This window comes from Lysinibacillus sp. fls2-241-R2A-57 (assembly GCF_030209535.1).
GTDB lineage: Bacteria > Bacillota > Bacilli > Bacillales_A > Planococcaceae > Lysinibacillus.
Map to the genome: position 1 here is coordinate 98012 of NZ_JARVRU010000002.1, position 19366 is coordinate 117377.

Annotated in this window: 20 protein-coding genes; 5 read left to right on the top strand and 15 right to left on the bottom strand. The window is 38.3% G+C overall.

Features of this window, described 5'->3' with window-relative positions:
• Window positions 1-12: 12 nt before the first annotated feature.
• Together QRN68_RS00570 and QRN68_RS00575 are read right to left on the bottom strand one after the other, a co-directional pair.
• Window positions 13-741, bottom strand: a complete 729-nt coding sequence (locus tag QRN68_RS00570; protein WP_285394602.1) for a GntR family transcriptional regulator — start codon at window positions 739-741, stop codon at window positions 13-15.
• A 198-nt stretch (window positions 742-939) separates the two neighbouring features.
• On the bottom strand, window positions 940-3216 hold the full coding sequence (locus QRN68_RS00575) for an FtsK/SpoIIIE family DNA translocase (RefSeq protein WP_285394605.1): 2277 nt from the start codon (window positions 3214-3216) through the stop codon (window positions 940-942).
• Window positions 3217-3374: 158 nt separating this feature from the next.
• Here QRN68_RS00575 and QRN68_RS00580 point away from each other — a divergent pair, with 158 nt between their 5' ends.
• Window positions 3375-3605 (top strand): hypothetical protein, encoded by a 231-nt coding sequence (locus QRN68_RS00580; protein WP_285394606.1) that lies wholly within the window; start codon window positions 3375-3377, stop codon window positions 3603-3605.
• A 22-nt stretch (window positions 3606-3627) separates the two neighbouring features.
• On the opposite strand, the gene QRN68_RS00585 is transcribed toward QRN68_RS00580, so the two are convergent.
• From QRN68_RS00585 to QRN68_RS00610, 6 genes are all read right to left on the bottom strand, one after another.
• Window positions 3628-5295 carry a ribonuclease J gene (locus QRN68_RS00585; RefSeq protein ID WP_285394607.1) on the bottom strand — a complete coding sequence of 556 codons (1668 nt, stop codon included), beginning with the start codon at window positions 5293-5295 and terminating at the stop codon, window positions 3628-3630.
• A gap of 601 nt (window positions 5296-5896) precedes the next feature.
• Complete coding sequence (dapA, locus tag QRN68_RS00590) at window positions 5897-6814, bottom strand: 4-hydroxy-tetrahydrodipicolinate synthase (protein WP_285394609.1); 918 nt, start codon at window positions 6812-6814, stop codon at window positions 5897-5899.
• A gap of 13 nt (window positions 6815-6827) precedes the next feature.
• On the bottom strand, window positions 6828-7865 hold the full coding sequence (locus QRN68_RS00595; protein WP_285394610.1) for an aspartate-semialdehyde dehydrogenase: 1038 nt from the start codon (window positions 7863-7865) through the stop codon (window positions 6828-6830).
• A gap of 82 nt (window positions 7866-7947) precedes the next feature.
• Complete coding sequence (locus QRN68_RS00600) at window positions 7948-8538, bottom strand: dipicolinate synthase subunit B (protein ID WP_285394611.1); 591 nt, start codon at window positions 8536-8538, stop codon at window positions 7948-7950.
• Entirely contained in the window at window positions 8532-9311 is a 780-nt protein-coding gene (locus QRN68_RS00605) for a dipicolinate synthase (protein WP_285394614.1), read from the bottom strand. The genes QRN68_RS00600 and QRN68_RS00605 overlap by 7 nt, the downstream gene beginning before the upstream one ends.
• Before the next feature lie 9 nt (window positions 9312-9320).
• Window positions 9321-9584, bottom strand: a complete 264-nt coding sequence (locus QRN68_RS00610; protein WP_053594254.1) for a YlmC/YmxH family sporulation protein — start codon at window positions 9582-9584, stop codon at window positions 9321-9323.
• A gap of 143 nt (window positions 9585-9727) precedes the next feature.
• Here QRN68_RS00610 and QRN68_RS00615 point away from each other — a divergent pair, with 143 nt between their 5' ends.
• The 4 genes from QRN68_RS00615 to QRN68_RS00630 are packed head-to-tail and all read left to right on the top strand — an operon-like array spanning window position 9728 to window position 12205.
• Window positions 9728-10105: a GntR family transcriptional regulator gene (locus tag QRN68_RS00615; RefSeq protein ID WP_285394619.1), complete on the top strand. Its 378-nt coding sequence runs from the start codon at window positions 9728-9730 to the stop codon at window positions 10103-10105.
• Window positions 10106-10948: an ABC transporter ATP-binding protein gene (locus QRN68_RS00620; RefSeq protein ID WP_285394620.1), complete on the top strand. Its 843-nt coding sequence runs from the start codon at window positions 10106-10108 to the stop codon at window positions 10946-10948.
• A 3-nt stretch (window positions 10949-10951) separates the two neighbouring features.
• A complete protein-coding gene (locus tag QRN68_RS00625) occupies window positions 10952-11578 on the top strand; it encodes an ABC-2 transporter permease (protein ID WP_285394621.1) in 627 nt (208 codons plus the stop codon).
• Between the two features lie 12 nt (window positions 11579-11590).
• A complete protein-coding gene (locus tag QRN68_RS00630; protein ID WP_285394622.1) occupies window positions 11591-12205 on the top strand; it encodes an ABC-2 transporter permease in 615 nt (204 codons plus the stop codon).
• Window positions 12206-12248: 43 nt separating this feature from the next.
• Here the strand turns inward: QRN68_RS00630 and QRN68_RS00635 are convergent, their stop codons facing one another.
• The 7 genes from QRN68_RS00635 to rbfA form a co-directional block, all read right to left on the bottom strand.
• Entirely contained in the window at window positions 12249-13472 is a 1224-nt protein-coding gene (locus QRN68_RS00635; RefSeq protein WP_285394623.1) for a M16 family metallopeptidase, read from the bottom strand.
• 32 nt (window positions 13473-13504) lie between these two features.
• Window positions 13505-13696 carry a hypothetical protein gene (locus tag QRN68_RS00640; RefSeq protein ID WP_285394624.1) on the bottom strand — a complete coding sequence of 64 codons (192 nt, stop codon included), beginning with the start codon at window positions 13694-13696 and terminating at the stop codon, window positions 13505-13507.
• A 184-nt stretch (window positions 13697-13880) separates the two neighbouring features.
• Window positions 13881-15995, bottom strand: coding sequence for a polyribonucleotide nucleotidyltransferase (gene pnp, locus QRN68_RS00645; RefSeq protein ID WP_285394626.1), 2115 nt, complete (start codon window positions 15993-15995; stop codon window positions 13881-13883).
• Window positions 15996-16304: 309 nt separating this feature from the next.
• The gene (gene rpsO / locus QRN68_RS00650) at window positions 16305-16574 is read right to left on the bottom strand and encodes a 30S ribosomal protein S15 (RefSeq protein WP_053483257.1); all 270 of its coding nucleotides are present in this window, start codon (window positions 16572-16574) and stop codon (window positions 16305-16307) included.
• Between the two features lie 284 nt (window positions 16575-16858).
• Window positions 16859-17815 carry a riboflavin biosynthesis protein RibF gene (ribF, locus tag QRN68_RS00655; RefSeq protein WP_285394627.1) on the bottom strand — a complete coding sequence of 319 codons (957 nt, stop codon included), beginning with the start codon at window positions 17813-17815 and terminating at the stop codon, window positions 16859-16861.
• A 13-nt stretch (window positions 17816-17828) separates the two neighbouring features.
• Window positions 17829-18740, bottom strand: a complete 912-nt coding sequence (truB, locus tag QRN68_RS00660; RefSeq protein WP_285394628.1) for a tRNA pseudouridine(55) synthase TruB — start codon at window positions 18738-18740, stop codon at window positions 17829-17831.
• A 210-nt stretch (window positions 18741-18950) separates the two neighbouring features.
• A complete protein-coding gene (rbfA, locus tag QRN68_RS00665) occupies window positions 18951-19292 on the bottom strand; it encodes a 30S ribosome-binding factor RbfA (RefSeq protein ID WP_285394629.1) in 342 nt (113 codons plus the stop codon).
• Between the last annotated feature and the right edge of the window lie 74 nt (window positions 19293-19366).

A 19366-nucleotide genomic window follows, 5' to 3' on the forward strand; every position in this document is an offset into this window, starting at 1 on the left:
TTTAGAAATGTTCTACACCCGTTTACGAACTACATGGAAACTGAATTTATCAGCTCGGAAATAATTTTTTGAATATAGCACTACTTGATCATGATCATCGTAATGCAACTGCTTTAAAACTAAAAGAGCTGTTTCACGACCGCAATTTAAAATCGGTGATGCTTGCTCATGATACCCAACTGGATCAATATATGTCACAGCATAGGCAACATGAATTTTACCGGATTGTTCAAGTGCGGAGAAAAGTGAAACTTCTTTTTTTTCTACAAAGTCAGTTGGCAGAAAGCTTGCAGGTAATCTGTCAATGCAGTATACTACTGGTTCACCATCTGCTGTTCTGACACGTTCAATCGTGAGTATTTTATCTCCGTCATCACATTGGAAGCGTTTTAAATCTTCCTCAGAAGGTATGTTTTCTGTCGCTTTTAAAAAGCGAGAACCGGGTTCCATACCTACTGCCTCGATCATAGAAGAAATGCTTGATAAATGCTCGATACCTGATGTAAACAATGGCTTAGGGTTTACAAACGTACCCACCCCATGTCGACGCACAATGACATTTTCTTCTTCCAACAGCCGTAGCGCTTCTCTAAGTGTTGCTCGACTGACTCCTAGTGATTTCGATAATTCAAACTCTGAAGGCAGTTTTTCATTTTCTTTAAAAACGCCTGTATCAATGTCAGACTTTAAACGATCAATTACTTGAAGATAGAGATGACGATGATCTGCTTTAATAGTCACATATATCACCACCAAAATCAGAGATCAGACATCTGATGTACAACATTCCTACTAATCGTTCATAAATATAACATTTTTGTAGAATGAAATAAACAGTTTTGAATAAAATCTGTTTTAGAATTCACCCTTTATCCATAACCTTTTCAAATTAATAGACAAATATACAGCATTATCCACTAATTTGTCATTATTTCGGTATCAATTATCATACTGATGAATGAGCACTTGACGAGGTTTACTACCTTCAGAAGGCCCGACAATACCGCGTTGTTCCATTTGATCGACTATACGAGCAGCTCTTGAATATCCGATACGGAAGCGTCGCTGCAACATGGAAACTGATGCTGTCTGCATACTTACCACTAGTTGCACTGCTTCATCAAATAATTCATCCGTTTCCTCTAAAATGGTTTCTTCTTCGGTCGGTATCATCTCTTCCTGATACTGTGCCTTTTGCTGTTCTATAACAAAATTAACGACCGATTCAACTTCTTGATCTGATAAAAAGGCACCTTGCACCCGTTTTGGTTTAGATGCACCAGCAGGTAAAAACAGCATATCTCCTCGACCGAGTAAACGCTCTGCGCCCCCCATATCTAAAATCGTTCTTGAGTCAATTGCTGACGACACCGCAAAGGCAATGCGTGAAGGAATATTTGCTTTAATAACACCTGTCAACACATCTACACTTGGTCGTTGGGTTGCAATTATTAAATGGATCCCTGCAGCACGTGCCATTTGTGCTAAACGTGTAATAGAATCCTCTACATCACTTGATGCAACCATCATTAAGTCCGCTAACTCATCTACAATTACCACAATATAAGGTAATTTCGGATGTTTTTCATCGGTTTGCTCATTCATCTTTTGTACATGGCTATTATAGCCCTCAATATTACGTGTACCTGTATGAGAAAACAAATCGTAGCGACGTTCCATTTCTGACACTACTTTCTTTAGAGCCTGAGACGCTTTGCGTGCATCTGTAACTACTGGTGCCAGTAGATGCGGAATGCCGTTATAGACATTTAATTCCACCATTTTTGGGTCAATCATCATCAGTTTTACTTCATGAGGTTTCGTACGCATTAGTATGGACACGATAATACCATTTATACACACACTTTTCCCACTGCCCGTTGAACCTGCAACAAGTAAATGCGGCATTTTATTAAGCTCAGCAAGTACAGCTTGCCCTGTAATATCACGGCCAAATGCGACTTGCAATAATGCTTCCGGCTTTGCTCCGTCTTTCGATTCTAACACTTCACGCAGTGTGACAATGGCTACCTCACTATTTGGTACTTCAATGCCGATTGCAGACTTACCAGGGATAGGCGCTTCCATACGAATATCCTTCGCGGCAAGTGCTAAGGCAAGATCATCCTGTAAGTTTACAATTTTACTTACTTTCACGCCTACATCTGGTAATATTTCATATTTCGTTACAGCTGGGCCTAAATGAACCTGCGTTACTTTGGCCTTTACACCAAAGCTTTGCAACGTTTGCTCAAGCTTTTTCGCATTTGCCTGTATGACAGAATATTCGCTGCTTTGGTCATGCTGTGGCGGTAATTGTAATAGATTATATGAAGGAAGTTGATAATCTGCATTTTCTACAGCATCTGCACCTTCAATATGGACATCATCTACAATTTCTCCATTTTCAACAGTTGCAAATGCTTCTCGTTCGTGAGACACATTTTGAGTAAAGGCAGAGATAATAGGTTCATGGGAAACCACTTCTTCTTCCTCTTGTATCTCATCCGCTTGATCAACAGCAGCAATTTCATCCGTACTTTCAACTCTTGAACGGCGATTTTTAGGTTTCTTTGGCATATTTTTTTTGTTATCACGATGTTTCTTTTGCCATTTGCCAAAAAGGTCGGGCATTTTTTCCGCTAAATATGGAACAAGTGCCTTTCCTGTTACTAAAATTAATCCGATAAAGAAAATAACCCATGCAACGACCTTCGCACCTGTTGCTTCGAATAATACATGGAGAGCACTAAATAACAGTGCACCAATCATACCGCCTCCAAGAGCATCACTTCGATGGATGACACCCTCAGTATCAATTAAAATTCGCCAAGATTCTCGTAAAACAGAATCTGATAATAAACCTCCAGATTTTGATAATTGTTCAAAAAGAATGCCGTGACTAAAAATGGTTAAACTCATAACGATTAAGAGCATACCTACAATTAGACGATCCTTAATGCTTATTTTCTTTCGCCCAATCATGAGCAACACTGCAACAAATATAAGCATAAATGGCACAGCAAAATGTAGATTTCCAACAAGAAACATAGCTATTGTTTGTAGGACACGTCCAATCATGCCATATTCAAAAATCATAATAACCGCTACTGCAATTAAGATGAGTCCTAAAATTTCATACATAAGCGGATGCATTTCTTTTTTTTCTGTTTTCGCTTTTCCTTTAGTGATTTTTCGTTTTTTACTAGTCGCCATCTATTTCACCTTCTTTTACAGTCCATTCTATATATGTAGCGAATAATAACATGTAGAACTTGATTATTTCAAAAAAAAGACTCATCGCCATAAAGTGGGGTTGATTTCCGTTCAGGCTAGGCATTTTCCCGGGGACGTCGGGGCACCAAATATTTTCTGTGCGAAAGCGAAGCGACAGCAACAGCAACAGGGTTTTTGTCTGTGCGAAAGCGAAGCGACAGCAACAACAGATGTTTTCGGATGCTTTTATCCTTCGTTCCTTTACTGCGCTCCAAGATCTCATCTGTAACGAAAAATACAATCCCCCAACTTTTGGTGATGAGCCAAAAAAAGGATTTTCCACCGTTCTCATTCGGCTAGAAAATCCTTTTTTATTCACTTCTTACTAAACATTCAACGATGAGTTATTTTTTAATATTCCATAATGATTGGGATAATCATTGGGCGGCGCTTTGTTTTTTGGAATAAATACGTATTTAGTGTATCTCGAATTTCTTGTTTAATGTTTGTCCATTCAAATGTATCTTTACCCACGTATTTTTCAATAACGTTTTTCGCAATTTCAGAAGCTTCCACCATTAATTCCTCTGATTCACGTACATATACGAAACCACGCGATAAAATTTCTGGACCAGATGCAATTTTCTTTTGAGCACGGTTTAATGTTACTACAACAATGAAAATACCATCCTGTGATAATAATTTACGATCGCGTAGTACAATGTTGCCTACATCTCCAACACCAATACCATCTATTAATACATTACCAGCTTGTACACGGCCACTCATTCGCATTTTACCATTTTTATATTCTACAATATCACCCTTATCGGCGATGAATATTTGTGATTTGTGCATACCTAGCTGTTGAGCAAGCTTAGAGTGAGCAATAAGCATGCGGTACTCCCCTTGCACAGGGATAAAGTACTTTGGTTGCATTAAGTTCAGCATTAACTTTAAATCCTCTTGGCTACCATGACCCGACACATGTACATTTTTGCTAGATGTCAGAATTTCAGCACCTGCTTTTGCGATGGAGTTCATCGTATTAGCCATCTGTACTTCCATTCCAGGAGACGGTGTAAAAGTAATTAATACTGTATCATCTTTCTTAATTTTAATGTCTCGGTGATGTTTGCGGACAACTTTTTCTAATGCGTCAAGTGGCTCGCCTTTATTACCTGTTGCAATAATAATAATCTCATCATCTTGATACTTTTGCATTTCTGAGATAGGGATGATTGTATCTTCTTCTACTGTTAAGTAACCTAGATTTGCACCTAAATCCACAGCTTTTTCTAAAGGTTTTCCTACAATAACTACTTTACGGAACGACTTTTGAGCTTGTGTCAATACTTGTTGAATACGAATAAAATTCGATGCATAAACAGCAACTAAAATACGACCTGGTGCTGAATGGAATGTTTTTGATAATTGCTCTTCAATCACAATCTCAGATGTCGTATAACCTGGTCGCTCAGCTTCACTCGACTCAGATAGCAGCATAAATACGCCTTCTTCTCCTAGCTGAGCCATTTTTGCTAAATCAGGCTTAAATTTACCTGTCGCGGATTGATCGAATTTAAACTCACCTGTATGAACAATTGCTCCTTCAGATGTATGGAACACTACCCCTAACGAATCGGGAATACTATGTGTTGTATGGAAGAATGTCACATACGTTGAGTTAAAATTCATACGACTACGGTTCGTAACCTCAAAGAATTTCACCTGATGTGGTGCAGGCAATTCCTTTAAATGTTCCTTTGCAAGTGCAATTGTTAATTTTGATCCGTACACTGGCGCTTTCACTTTTTGTAATACGTAGGCAATGGCGCCAATTGCATCTTCATGACCATGCGTTAAGAAAATCCCTTTTACACGATCTTTATTTTCCTCTAAATACGTAATATCTGGAATTACGATATCAATACCCAGCATTTCGTCTTCAGGGAACATCAAGCCACTATCCACTACAAATAGCTCTTCGTCAATTTCTACTACGTACATTGCTTTACCAATTTCGCCCACGCCACCAAGTGGAATGATGCGAATTAATTCATTTTTCTTTTTTGTCAATTTATTTCCTCCTAAAAAATATCCCGAACAGCAACCACTTAAGATTTATTATACGGTTTGCAAAGCTTTTGCACAAATCAAAAATACACGTTTCATGATTGAAAAAGAAAATAATTGCTATTTTGCATTACCATTAGGTGGAAAGGATTGTGGGGATATAGCGTGGTGAAGGCTCTAAATTTGTCTTTTATAAGCAAAAACTATTGAAGTAAGCTGGATTTATCATTGCTAGGATGTTCATCACTTCCACTTTGATGGTTATAGTGGCTGGGTATAGCGCCTGAGCAGTTTTCCTATTTACCAGAACGGATTTTGATATTACTTGAGCTGGTCTCTTTTCTACCGGAGCGGTTTTCGGGGCTACCTGAGCGGTTTTTCTTCCTACCCGAGCGGATTCCTCTGGTACCTGAGCGATTTTCACTCCTACCCGAGCGGATTCCTCTGGTACCTGAGCGATTTTCACTCCTACCCGAGCGGATTCTTCTGGTACCTGAGCGATTTCCCCTTTCTAATCCTAAAAAGAAAAAAGACTTTAGACAAACCTAAATTTCAAGTTTGTCTAAAGTCTGGGAGGCTAATACGAATTAGCTCCAATTACAGTTTAGCTAAAGCTACTTATTTTTCTAAAGCCTCTCGCCTTTTCTTGATACGTATCCCAAATTTGGTCAAAGTTTGCTTTTTCTTCATCCGTCATTTCCATCATTGGCAGACGAACGTTGATTGTATCAAAGCCTAATTTGGTCATCGCATATTTTACAGGCGAAGGATTTGGTTGTGCGAACAGCGCACGTACAAGTGGTAATAATGCTCGGTGAATTTTGGCTGCTAGCTCGTGATTTCCTTCTTCAAACGCTTTAATCATTAATTGCATATCATTACCAACTACATGGGCAGCCACTGAAATAATACCTGCTCCGCCGATTGCTAATAGTGGAAGTGTTAAACCATCATCCCCACTATATACTAAGAAATTATCATTTAAATCAACATTTTCAATAATATCGCCCATTTGAACTAAATTGCCGCTTGCTTCTTTAATCCATGCAATATTAGGAATTTTACTTAAAGCAACGGAAGTTTCATAGGCAACATTGACACCCGTACGTCCTGGCACATTATAAAGCATGACAGGTAAACTTGTTTCTTTAGCAATTGTTTCAAAGTGCGCAAAAATACCGCGTTGATTTGGCTTGTTGTAATATGGTGCTACAAGCATAATACCATCTGCACCATTTTCTTCAGCCTTGTGCGTCATTGCAATAGAGTAAGCAGTTTCGTTATCCCCTGTACCCGCAATTACGGGTACACGGCCTGCTACTTTTTCTACTGTAAAGCGTACAACTTCAATTTTTTCTTCTGTGGACATAGTTGGGTTTTCAGAGGTTGTGCCACATGCGACAATACAATCTGTACCATTATCAATCAAATGATTAATAATACGTTCTAGTTCTGGATAATTAATCGTGCCATCTTCTTTGAACGGCGTAATCATCGCCGTTCCAATTCGCCCTAAATTCATCCTTACACCCCTCTTATAGTAAGTTATCCTCCAGCAATGCTTCTGCAATTTGGATTGAGTTCAATGCAGCCCCTTTTAAAAGATTGTCGGAAACGATCCATAGGTGGAATCCTTTTTTGTTGTCTAAATCTTGACGGATACGTCCTACAAAAGTAGCATCTTCCCCTTCTGCATAGATAGGCATTGGGTAAGTTTGTGTTGCGATATCATCTTGTAATATCACACCTGGTGCACTGCGTAATACTTCAAATATCTCTTGTACCGTTGCTTCTTTCTCTACCTCAATATAAACAGACTCAGAATGTCCTGAAACGACTGGCACGCGAACGCAAGTTGCAGCAACTTTTAGCTCTGGTGCATTCATGATTTTTTTCGTTTCATTAATCATCTTCATTTCCTCGTATGTAAAGCCATTGTCTGTAAATTTATCAATTTGTGGAATGACATTACGAGCGATTGGATAGTGACGTTTGTCGCTACCAGAAGGTAAAATATTTGCTTCTACATCCTTACCTGCATCCCAGTTAGTACTTTGTGCCTTTAATTCCTGAATGGCAGAAACACCTGCACCTGAAACAGCTTGGTATGTCGATACGATAATTTTTGTTAAGCCAAATGCATTACGAATAGGTTCAAGTGCAGCCATCATTTGAATGGTAGAGCAGTTTGGATTCGCAATAATTCCTTTATGCTTAGCAAGATCACCACGATTTACTTCTGGTACAACTAGTGGTACCTCTGGATCCATGCGGAAATGGCTCGTATTATCGATCACTACTGCACCGCGTTTTGCCGCTTCTGGTGCAAGTACGGCAGATACCGAGCCACCAGCAGAGAATAAAGCGACATTGACGCCCTCAAAAGCTTCAGGTGTCGCTTCTTCTATTGTATAAGTCTTATCACTAAACTCGATTGATTTTCCTGCTGAACGAGCAGAAGCTAAAAACTTAATATCTCCAATCGGAAAATTACGTTTAATAAGCTGCTCCATCATTTTTGTTCCTACTGCTCCTGTTGCCCCAACAACTGCAACTGTTAACTGCTTTGTCATCTGTCATCTCTCCTTGAATACAAGTTCCATAATGTGTGCTATTGTATCACAAAAATACTGAAAATTGTGTGTAATCCATGAATTATTTGAAATATTGTATCAACAGCGGTTGTAATTGCTTTTTCTCAGTAATTGCTTCATGAACAGTGGCCACCATTTGTTCAAAATCAGCAATCAAAGAATTTGGCTTTGAATGCGGTGAGTCCTGCCCAAATGGGATAAAGTAAATGTTTTTGGCATTTAGTAGCTTCATTATATTTAAAGAATTTAAGCCAAGAGCATCATTTGTTGAAATGCCTAGGATAACAGGCGAACCGTTACGCAATGTTGCCTTCGCAGCCATTAACACCGGGCTATCTGTTGCTGCATTAGCAAATTTACTAATACTATTGCCTGTCATCGGAGCTATAACCATCGCATCCAATGGATTGGATGGTCCGAATGGTTCTGCCTCTTTAATAGAGGAAATAACCTTTTCTCCAGTCAACTCCTCTATTTTTGCTATCCACTCCTCCCCAGTACCAAAACGCGTAGCTGCATGTAAAACGGAGTGTGTAATTATTGGGATAACTGTTGCCCCTACGTCTATAAAGTTTTGAATTTTAGGTACTACATCCTCATACGTGCAATGGGAGGCTGTAATACCTAAACCAATTCGTTTCCCTATTAGCAATTTTCTTCCTCCTCTATTGCCTTGCACAGTATTGTAGCTGCATCATGTGCAAAGTATTTCCCGGGTAATGACGGCAATAGCACATACGTTTGTAATTGTTCAGCGTCTATATCTAAACAGCCAGGCTCTGAAGCCAAATCATATAGTACAGTTGGGACATGTTCTTTAAATGAATCAGTAATCCACTTAGCTGGAATCGTATTAATAAAAATTCCATCACTAATTGACCATTGGCGATCATCTAAATTCGTAGCTTTATAACCATATGCTTTTGCTTCACTCACTTGTACAACTGAACGCGCTACAATATGGACATTAGCGCCCATCTTGACGAGTAAAGAAGCGAGCATTTTGGCGGTGCGCCCAAACCCTGCGATAGTAAAGTTTTGTCCGTAAATACATTTCTGCTCGAGTCCGTAAAACGTGGCGATAAATCCCTCCGCTGTTAATCTTGCGTTTTGCCAAATAAAAGATTCTTGCTGCAAATAGCAATTTGTTTTATTTCTCTCAAGTAAATGCTTCCAATGCATAGTTAAACGCCCTGTATAAAATTTAACTTGTGATATGCCATACAGTTGTTCCACTTCAATTTTCAGCGGAAGTATGGGCAGAATAATTCTATTTGGTTGGAATTCTAATACAAGCTTATTTAATTCCTCATTCCAAACTGACGTTCTTTTATAAAATACAGTTCTCGATGGGCTTCTTAGCATTGTAGCTAATTCCTTTAATCTTAGATCTTCACCGATAACAAGCCATTTTTCATTTTCCAAAAGCTCACCTCACTGTAAAAATTCTGACTGTACCGTCGTTGTTTTATTAAATAAAATCCGATCTTCACCAATTAGTATAATTTCATGCCAAGGGATCATTTCACTAACTTTCACTTTCTTTTTTTGGAATGGCAACTTATCTTTAACAATCTCAAAGCCATGTATCTTTCCAGTTTGCACATCTAAGAGACATTCTGTATGTGCCAGTATACCAAAATGTACGCCACCTTCAACTTGAATTAACTCTTTATCCACCATCTCTGATAGTAACATGCCTCATCTCCCTCCTTGAACCGTTACCTCAATATATGCCGAGTTTTTGCAATTCGTGACCCCTACCCAAAGTAGGAAAATATTGCATTTACCCATCCATCTGTGTATAGTGTGTATATACAGTTATGAGAGGTGAAAAATTTGTGCATATCCATTTAAGCAACGCTAGCAATAAGCCCATTTACGAGCAAATAACCTTACAGCTTAAGGAAGCTATATTAGCAAATAAATTACAGGCCGGTGATGCACTACCTTCTATTCGTGCACTTGCAAAGGATTTAAAAATTAGCGTTATGACAACGAAGCGTGCTTATGCAGATTTAGAGCGAGATGGATTTATCGAAACGGTGGCCGGGAAAGGAAGCTTTGTTACAGAACGAAATCAAGATTTTCTGCGCGAGGAATTATTACGCCAAGTTGAAGAGCATATGCAGAAAGCGGTTAAAACGGCAAAAACGGCTGGGCTGACAAAAGAGGAATTACAAGAGTTACTTTCATTAATTTTGGAGGAGGACAACTAAATGAATGCTATTGAAATTCATGATTTACATAAAAGCTTTGAAGGGTTTGCTCTTAGTGATGTAAGTTTTTCAGTACCTCAAGGCACTGTCATGGGCTTTGTAGGAGAAAATGGCGCTGGGAAGTCTACTACAATTAAATGCATACTTAACTTATTAAAAAAAGAATATGGCGAAATTCTGTTATTCGGGAAGGATATTGTCGAACATGAATTATCGATAAAAAACGACATCGGTGTGGTTTTTGACGATTTACATGTTCCTGAAACGCTCAATGCGACGCAGCTCGACAAAATCATGAAAAAAGTATTTAAAACGTGGGATTCAGACTTTTATTTTGAGCGATTAGCACAATTTAAAGTTCCAAAGAGGAAGAACGTAAAAGAATTATCCCGGGGAATGAGGATGAAGCTGTCCATTGCATTAGCATTATCGCATCATCCAAAATTGTTAATTTTAGATGAACCAACGAGTGGACTAGATCCAATTATACGTGATGAAATTCTCGATTTATTTTTAACGTTTATGCAGGATGAAACACATAGCATTTTATTTTCTTCTCATATAACAAGTGATTTAGAAAAGATTGCTGACTATATTACATTCATTCATAACGGCGAAATTTTATTTAGTGAAGGTAAAGACGTACTGCTCTACGAGTACGGAATATTTAAAGGCAATAAAGAGGAAGTAAGTGAAATACCAGAACATGCCATTATAAGAAAACGTAATGGAGCCTTTGGTATAGAAGCCTTAGTTCTAAAAAATGAAGTAAACGAAGTATTTTCTCTTGAAAAGCCTTCTATAGAAGATATTATGCTATTTTATGTGAAAGGTAGTGTTTGAATCATGGCAGGTCTTATCTTAAAAGATTTAATGACGATTCAACGTCAAATAAAAGCTCAGGCCCTCGTGTTGATTTTTTTCCTATTCATATCAATTTTTATGCAACAAGCTTTAATGCTCTTTACGATTATTATTTTTGTCGTGACCTTTCAAGCTATAACTGCTCTTACGTATGATGAACAAAGCAGCTGGGATAAATATGCGAATACTTTACCCATTTCAAAAGGGGACATCATACTTAGTAAATATATACTTAGTATCGTTCTTTTGATTTTTGGACTCATCCTCGCACTACCGATTGTATTCATTATTCATCGTTTTACGAATAATTGGGCATCTACAGAGTTTTTTCTAACATTTAATCTTATTGTGACGTTAGCCTTTTGTATGCTAGCACTATTATTACCGATTTACATTAAATTTGGTTCCAATAAAGGAAGAATGGTTCTTATTGCTTTTTGCTTCATACCTAGCTTTTTATTTAGTCTTTTAAACGAGCACTTACCAGATATGCCATTAGCATTGTCAGACTTAAAACAGTATATGTTTTTAGCTCCGTTTGCTGGACTTTTAATCTTATGGCTATCTTCTCTGATTTCAACTGCCATATATAAACGGAAAGAATTTTAAAGGAGTGAGTGAATGCAGGCTTTACTTTTACAAAGAATAATGGTGCAAAAATGGTCCATTCTTTTTGCAGCTATTATTTGTATGATCATTAGTTTCACGGAAATACCTATTTTAGACAGTCCCTCAATAGGAATATTTGTTGTAGTTTTTTCTGCTTCCATTGTTGGAGGAATCTACGAGGACGATCAAAAAGCAAATTGGGAGTTGTTTGTAAATAGTCTACCTTTGACGAGAAAAACACAGTTACAGGCTGATTTTCTATATTGTCACGGCGTAGTGATCCTACTTTTTATTCTAATAGCACCTGCTTATTTTTCACAAACTGCAGCAAACGATAATTTTTCAGAGCATTTCGCCATGTACTTCGCCTATATTAGCAGCGCTTCTTTACTCATCTCCATCCAGTTTTATATCCATCATCTAGACGAGACAAAGCGGATACGTTATTTTAGAATGATGACAGCCATCTTCCTTATTTTTATAATTAGTTTCCCTATCCATTACTTTTTATCTCAAGTAGTAGAAAATTTATTGATAATTTTGATCCCTACAATCATGAGCATCATCATTAGTATTTTTATTTTACTTCAAAGCCTTACCTTATATTTAGCAAGAGAAGTTTTTTAAAGCAACTGAATAGAAAAAAGGTTGCCTATAAATGGCAACCTTTTTAAGCTTCTGGGCCGATTATTGAAATGGCTGGCTCAGCTTTCAAGATTTTTGCTATTAAACGATTTACTGATTCCATTGAAACGACATCGATTGACGCTAATACTTCGTCTACTGAACGATGTTTGCGATGCACCAACTCACTTGTACCGTTACGATTCATACGAGCGCCTGTCCCTTCTAGACCGAGTACAAAACTACCCTTCAGCTGTTCCTTCGCATTCATAAGTTCTTCCTCTGTCACGCCACCTGCCACGATATCAAGTAATGTCGCATCAATTGTATGCTGAAGCTGTGATAATTGCTGACGACTTGTACTACCATAAATCGTAAATGCCCCAACATCAGCATAACAGGATTGGTAAGAAAATATTGAATAGGCTAAACCACGTTCCTCACGTACTTCTTGGAACAAACGAGAACTCATATTACCACCTATAATATTATTAAGTGCGATGAAGCTATACATATCTGAATCTTTTACACCAATTGCTGGATAAGAAATGGCTAAATGCGCTTGCTCCGTATCACGAGTTTTTGAAATCTCTCCTGGATGAAAATGAGGATTCGATAGCACAGGTTCAACCGCAAGTGGTGATGGTTGATATTGGCCAAATAAGTCTTCAATTGTTTGCATGAGCTTTGCAGAAATATTTCCCGCTATTGAAATAACAACTGACCCTGGACCATAATGTTTAGCCATATAGTTACGTATTTTTTTTGCTGTAAATGTTTTCAAAGTAGCCGCAGTTCCTAGTATTGGACGACCGAGTGCATCATTCGGATACATAACTCCCCATAGCTTTTCATGAACATCGTCATCAGGTGCGTCTTCACTCATTAATATTTCCTCTAGCACAACTTGTCGTTCTTTCTCTAACTCTTCTTCTGCAAATGTAGAGTTAAAGAACATATCTGCTAATATTGTAACGGCAAGCTCAGCATGATGGTCTAAAATCTTTGCATAATAACAAGTATTTTCCTTGGATGTAAAGGCATTTAACTCTCCACCAATTCGGTCAAATTCTTCAGCAATTTGACGAGCTGTTCGAGTTTTTGTTCCTTTAAAAAGCATATGTTCTATAAAATGTGTAATGCCATTTTCCTCAGGTAGCTCATAACGAGATCCTGCATTAACAAAAATGCCTAGCGCAACTGATCTTACATGATCGATTTGCTCAGACACAATACGCACACCATTCTGACATGTATGTACTTGTACCAAAAAATCTCCCCCAATTTATCTCTGGCTCTACATCAAGGACATAATGTGGGATCATCACCAAAACGTGTGGTTGATTTCCGTTCCGACTGGGCGCTTTCGCGCAGATAAAACATTTGCCGCTGACGCTTCGCTTTCGCGCAGAGCAGAGCTTCCTGGGGGCGTCCGATGAGCCGCTTCACTCGCGATGCTCGCTCCAGGGTCTCATCTGTGACGCTAATCCCCAAGGAGTCGCCCATTCTCCACTTCCATCAACTTATTTACATAGTATACGTTTTACCAAAAATCATCCACGACTTTTAGTGATGAACCATAATGTAAGATTCCCACAAAATATCCCTTATTGAACCATTTTCAATATATTTGATTTAAAAAAGGCTGCGCATTATACGCAGCCTTTTCTACAATTTATTATTTATCTTGCTCAGCGCGTTCTTTTTCCTCTTGGATCACTACTTTACGAGATAAATTCACACGACCTTGCTTGTCAATTTCAATAACTTTTACAAGTAATTGATCGCCAAGTTTTAAGACATCTTCAACTTGTTTTGTACGTTCCTCTTGAATTTCAGAGATGTGAAGTAAACCATCTTTACCTGGGAATATTTCACAGAACGCACCGAATTTTTCAATACGTTTAACTGTTGATAAGTAATACTCGCCAACTTTCGCTTCACGTACGATGTCTTCGATAATTTGTTTTGCACGAGCGTTCATTTCTTCATCTGCAGAAGAGATGTAAATTGTACCATCTTGCTCCGTATCAATTTTTACGCCAGTTTCTTCAATAATTTTGTTAATTTGTTTACCGCCAGGTCCGATAACATCGCGAATTTTATCAGGATTAATTTTCACGATGACAATTTTCGGTGCAAATGTAGATAATTTTTCACGTGGTTCTGCAAGAGTAGCAAGCATTGATTCTAAAATGTGCATACGGCCAATTTTAGCTTGTGTTAATGCTTCTTCTAAAATGTTGCGTGATAAACCATCAATTTTAATGTCCATTTGAAGTGCTGTTACACCTTTAGCTGTACCCGCAACTTTAAAGTCCATATCTCCAAGGTGGTCTTCCATACCTTGAATATCCGTTAAAATAGAGTAGTGTTCTCCTTTTTTAATAAGACCCATTGCAATACCTGCTACAGGTGCCTTTAATGGAACACCAGCATCCATCATCGCTAACGTTGAAGCACAGATTGAAGCTTGAGATGTAGAACCGTTTGATTCAAGTACTTCCGATACACAACGGATTGTATATGGGAATACAGATTCATCTGGAATAACTGCATCAAGAGCACGCTCTCCTAATGCACCATGACCGATTTCACGACGACCTGGTCCACGAATCGGGCCTGTTTCCCCTACAGAGAATTGAGGGAAGTTATAGTGATGCATAAAGCGTTTTGATTCTTCTACACCTAAACCGTCGATAATTTGTACATCCCCAAGTGCACCTAATGTACAAATAGAAAGGGCTTGTGTTTGTCCACGCGTAAATAATGCTGAACCGTGAGTACGTTGTAATAAACCTGTTTCAGAAGAAAGTGGACGGATTTCGTCTAACTTACGACCATCTGGACGAACTTTATCTTCTGTAATCTGACGACGTACTTCGTCTTTAACCATTTTATCTAGAATTGTATATACTTGCTTCATTGTTTCATCATCCGCTTCTTGCTCTTCATAAGAAGCAATAACACGGTCTTTTACCGCTTTAATAGCCTCATCACGTGCATGTTTTTCTGCAGTTTGAATTGCATCATGCATGTCAGTCTCACAAGCTGTTTTTATATCTGCTTGAATCGCTTCATCAATTTCAAATAACGTTACTGGTAATTTTTCTTTCCCTACTTCTGCAACAATTTGCTCTTGGAGAGCAATAATTTTTTTGATTTCTTCATGACCGAACATAATGGCTTCTAGCATTACTTCTTCCGGTACTTCTAGTGCACCTGCTTCAACCATGTTGATAGCATCCTTGTTACCTGCTACAGATAAATGGACTGTTGATTGATTAGATTGTTCCACTGTTGGGTTCACAATAAATTTACCGTCAATATATCCAACTTGTACACCTGCAATCGGTCCACCGAATGGAATATCCGAGATAGCTAACGCTAATGATGAACCAACCATTGCAGCCATTTCAGACGTGCAATCTGGATCGTTAGACATAACCATCGAAATTACTTGTACTTCATTACGGAAACCGTCTGGGAACATCGGACGAATCGGACGGTCGATTAAACGGCTTGCTAGTATTGCTTTTTCAGATGGACGTCCTTCACGCTTAATAAAGCCACCAGGAATTTTACCTGCTGCGTATAAACGTTCTTCGTAGTTTACTGTTAATGGGAAGAAATCAAGTGGTTTCGGTGATTTTGACATTGTTGCTGTTGAAAGTACAGATGTATCACCATAGCGTACTAAAACGGCCCCATTTGCTTGTTTTGCTAACTGTCCAACTTCGATTACAAGCGGACGGCCAGCCCATTCATAGGAATAGACTTTCTTTTCGTTCATTCAATGAACCCCTCTCTATTATAAAAACACTTACTTCGTCTGTATGTACTAATAGTAAGTGTACCAAAAATGCTTGTTCTATGCTAAATATTTCATGAAATAATCATACATTTAAATTCAGTTATTGCCAATTTATTTAGGATTTATTTCTGTATTTTATTGAAACTGTGTTTTTTAACTTGATTTAATAGAGAAACTATTAAGATTCATGCCATATACGCTTGTTTTCTCAATATGAAAGCTTGTCATCTTCTCTTTGTTTATAAACATAAAGAAAAAGCGGGATTAATCCCGCTTTTCGATTGACAATTAGCGACGTAAGCCTAAACGAGTGATTAGTTCACGGTAACGTTGTACGTCAGTTTCACGAAGATATTTTAATAAGTGACGGCGACGACCTACCATTTTAAGAAGACCACGCTCAGAGTGGAAATCTTTTTTGTGTGTACGTAAGTGAGCATTTAGAGCGTTAATTTCCTCTGTTAATACTGCAACTTGTACTTCTGGAGAACCAGTATCACTTTCGTGAGTACGGTACTCAGCAATAATTTCGTTTTTACGTTCTTTTGAAATAGCCATTTGTATGGACCTCCTAAATAATTGTTAATCCCCATTAGCACAGTACACGTTGGAGTTATCGATATACCGAGCTAAGGTTAAGCATATTATGCACTTATGAATGTTACCATAAATCAAAAGGTCAAGCAAGCGTTAACGTAAGCGCCTATTCAAATGCTAAAGTAGATTTTGGCTCATCACTATAACGTGGGGTTGATTTTCGTTCCGTTAGGGCGCTTTCCTGGGGAGGCCCAGTTGTATCGAAGATCAACTTATTTACAAGTATACATTTCCAAATGCCATTCCTAACTTTCGGAAATGACCCCAAAATAGTCAATCGCTTCTTGTTTATCCTTTTCGATTTGTGCTTTCAACGATTCAATACCATCGAATTTTCGTTCACTTCTTATACGTTTATACCAAGCTACATGTACTTCTTCACCGTAGATATTTTTTTCAAAGTTTAGTATATGGACTTCGATGGATAATTGCTTGTCGTTTGGATCTTTAAATGTTGGTTTATAGCCTACATTACATACACCATCATACCAGTTATTTTGTACAAGTAAACGAACCGCATACACACCGCTTGCTGGAATATACGTACCCTCTAATGCTTGAACATTAGCAGTTGGGAAACCTATTGTACGCCCTCGCTTATCACCATGAACAACGATACCCGTAACTTCAAATGGTCGTCCTAAGAGCAATCTTGCTTCTTCCATATCTCCCTCTTGTAAAAGCTTACGGATACGTGTAGAGCTAATTTTTTCGATGTTGTCAGTCTTCTTGTCAACAACCGTCACGCCATACTCTCCATTACTCAATTCAAGCATATCTGCCATTGTGCCTTTACCAAAAGCACCAAAAGAATAATCAAAGCCAGCTGTAACATGTTGGATGTTCAACCCACGAATAAATGTATCAATAAATGCAACAGGTGAGAGTTTTGCAAAATCTGATGTGAAATGTACAACAAATACTGTATCTACACCTTGTTCTTCAAAAAGCTGTAATTTCTGCTGTAGTAACGTAATATAAAAAACCTTTTCGTTACGTCCACCTAGCACTACAGAAGGATGTGGATCGAATGTCATAACAGCTGTTGGAATTTGACGTTTGTCTCCTTCTTCTTTCGCTGCCTTAATAACTGCCTGATGCCCTCTATGTACACCATCAAAAAAGCCGAGTGCCAATGAGTATGGCTGCATGCTTTCTCGTTGCTGTAGTTGGTGTGGGTATTTTAAATGAATGACCTCCATACAAAAAATCCTCCTACTCTATCGTCGGAAACATCTTATGTGGCTTCATAAGCCCTTCCTTTGTAGGATGGGCCTGATACACCGCAATTGCTTTCCCACTGATTCCAAAAACAATTTTATCATGTATCTTTAATAATGCATCGGCTGGAAGCACTTGTCCATTGGAAATTTCTTTTTCATTAGCAGAAGTTATCTCAATATACGGATAATCTGTTAATGCATACTCCACTGGTAAAATGCATGAATCGATTTGTTCAGCTTCCATCAGCTCAGCAACTTGTGCCAATGTAAAGCAATTTTCTTGTGTAAACGTACCTGAGGCAGTGCGTACGAGCTCTTTCATATGTGCAGGATAGCCAAGTGCCTCTCCGATTTGCACAGCTAATGTGCGAATATAGGTCCCTTTACTACATGCTATTCGGATTGGAAACATAATTTCTTGACCTTCATATATTTCTACATCTTCTAGCAGCTCTAATGCATAAATAGTAACCTGACGTGAGGGCCTTTCAACAATTTCACCTTTTCGAGCATATTCGTAGAGACGTTTACCATTTACTTTGACAGCCGAAAACATCGGTGGTGTTTGAGTAATAACACCTGTTAAGGAGGCTAAAACTTCTAGCAATTGAGTACGTGTAAACTTTTTAATCGTATGATCTTGTTCTACCGTTTCTCCTTCTGCATCCTCAGTTGTCGTTGTACGACCAATTGAAATCACAGCTTCATAGGTTTTTCCTGCATCTGTTAAATATTCTGCAATACGTGTTGCTTGACCTATACAAATTGGAAGAACGCCCTCTACCCCTGGATCAAGCGTGCCTGTATGTCCAACTTTTTTAGTACGTAATATCTTTCGCAATTTAAAGACGCAATCGTGACTCGTCATGCCACGTTCCTTCCATAGCGGTAAAATACCGTTCATAAATTCCCTCCTAATATCAAGGTTCATCACTATAACTCGGAGTTGTTCCCCACATAATTTGGTGATGAACGAAAATCAATTCTTTTTAGCCTATTTGACAGTATCCAAATTTGAATATTTTCCGCCGTTTTGCTCAGCAAAATCTTCTTTGGCGTATGTAAAAAGTCTGCCTGCATGAACATGCATAGGGCAGACTTTTTTAAGTCAAACTTATTCTTCGTGTAAACCACGTAACAATGAATCAATACGGTTCCCATATTCAATCGATGAATCAAATTCAAAGATTAATTCTGGTGTACGACGTAAACGGATTCGTGTACCGATTTCCGAGCGAATGAAACCAGAAGCTTTTACTAAAGCTTTTAGTGTTTCCTCTCGTTCACGTTCATTGCCTAGAGTTGTAATATAAATGGTCGCTTGCTGTAAATCACCTGTCACTTCAACACCAGTAACAGTAACAAAACCAACACGCGGATCTTTTATTTTACGGCCAAGAATATCACCGAGCTCTTTTTTCATTTGCTCAGCAACACGGTTAGAGCGTAGAGACATAGTTTGTCACCTCAATTTCGATGTACAGATCGTTGTGTATGCAAGGTATGAGTAAATCACATCTAAACATATAC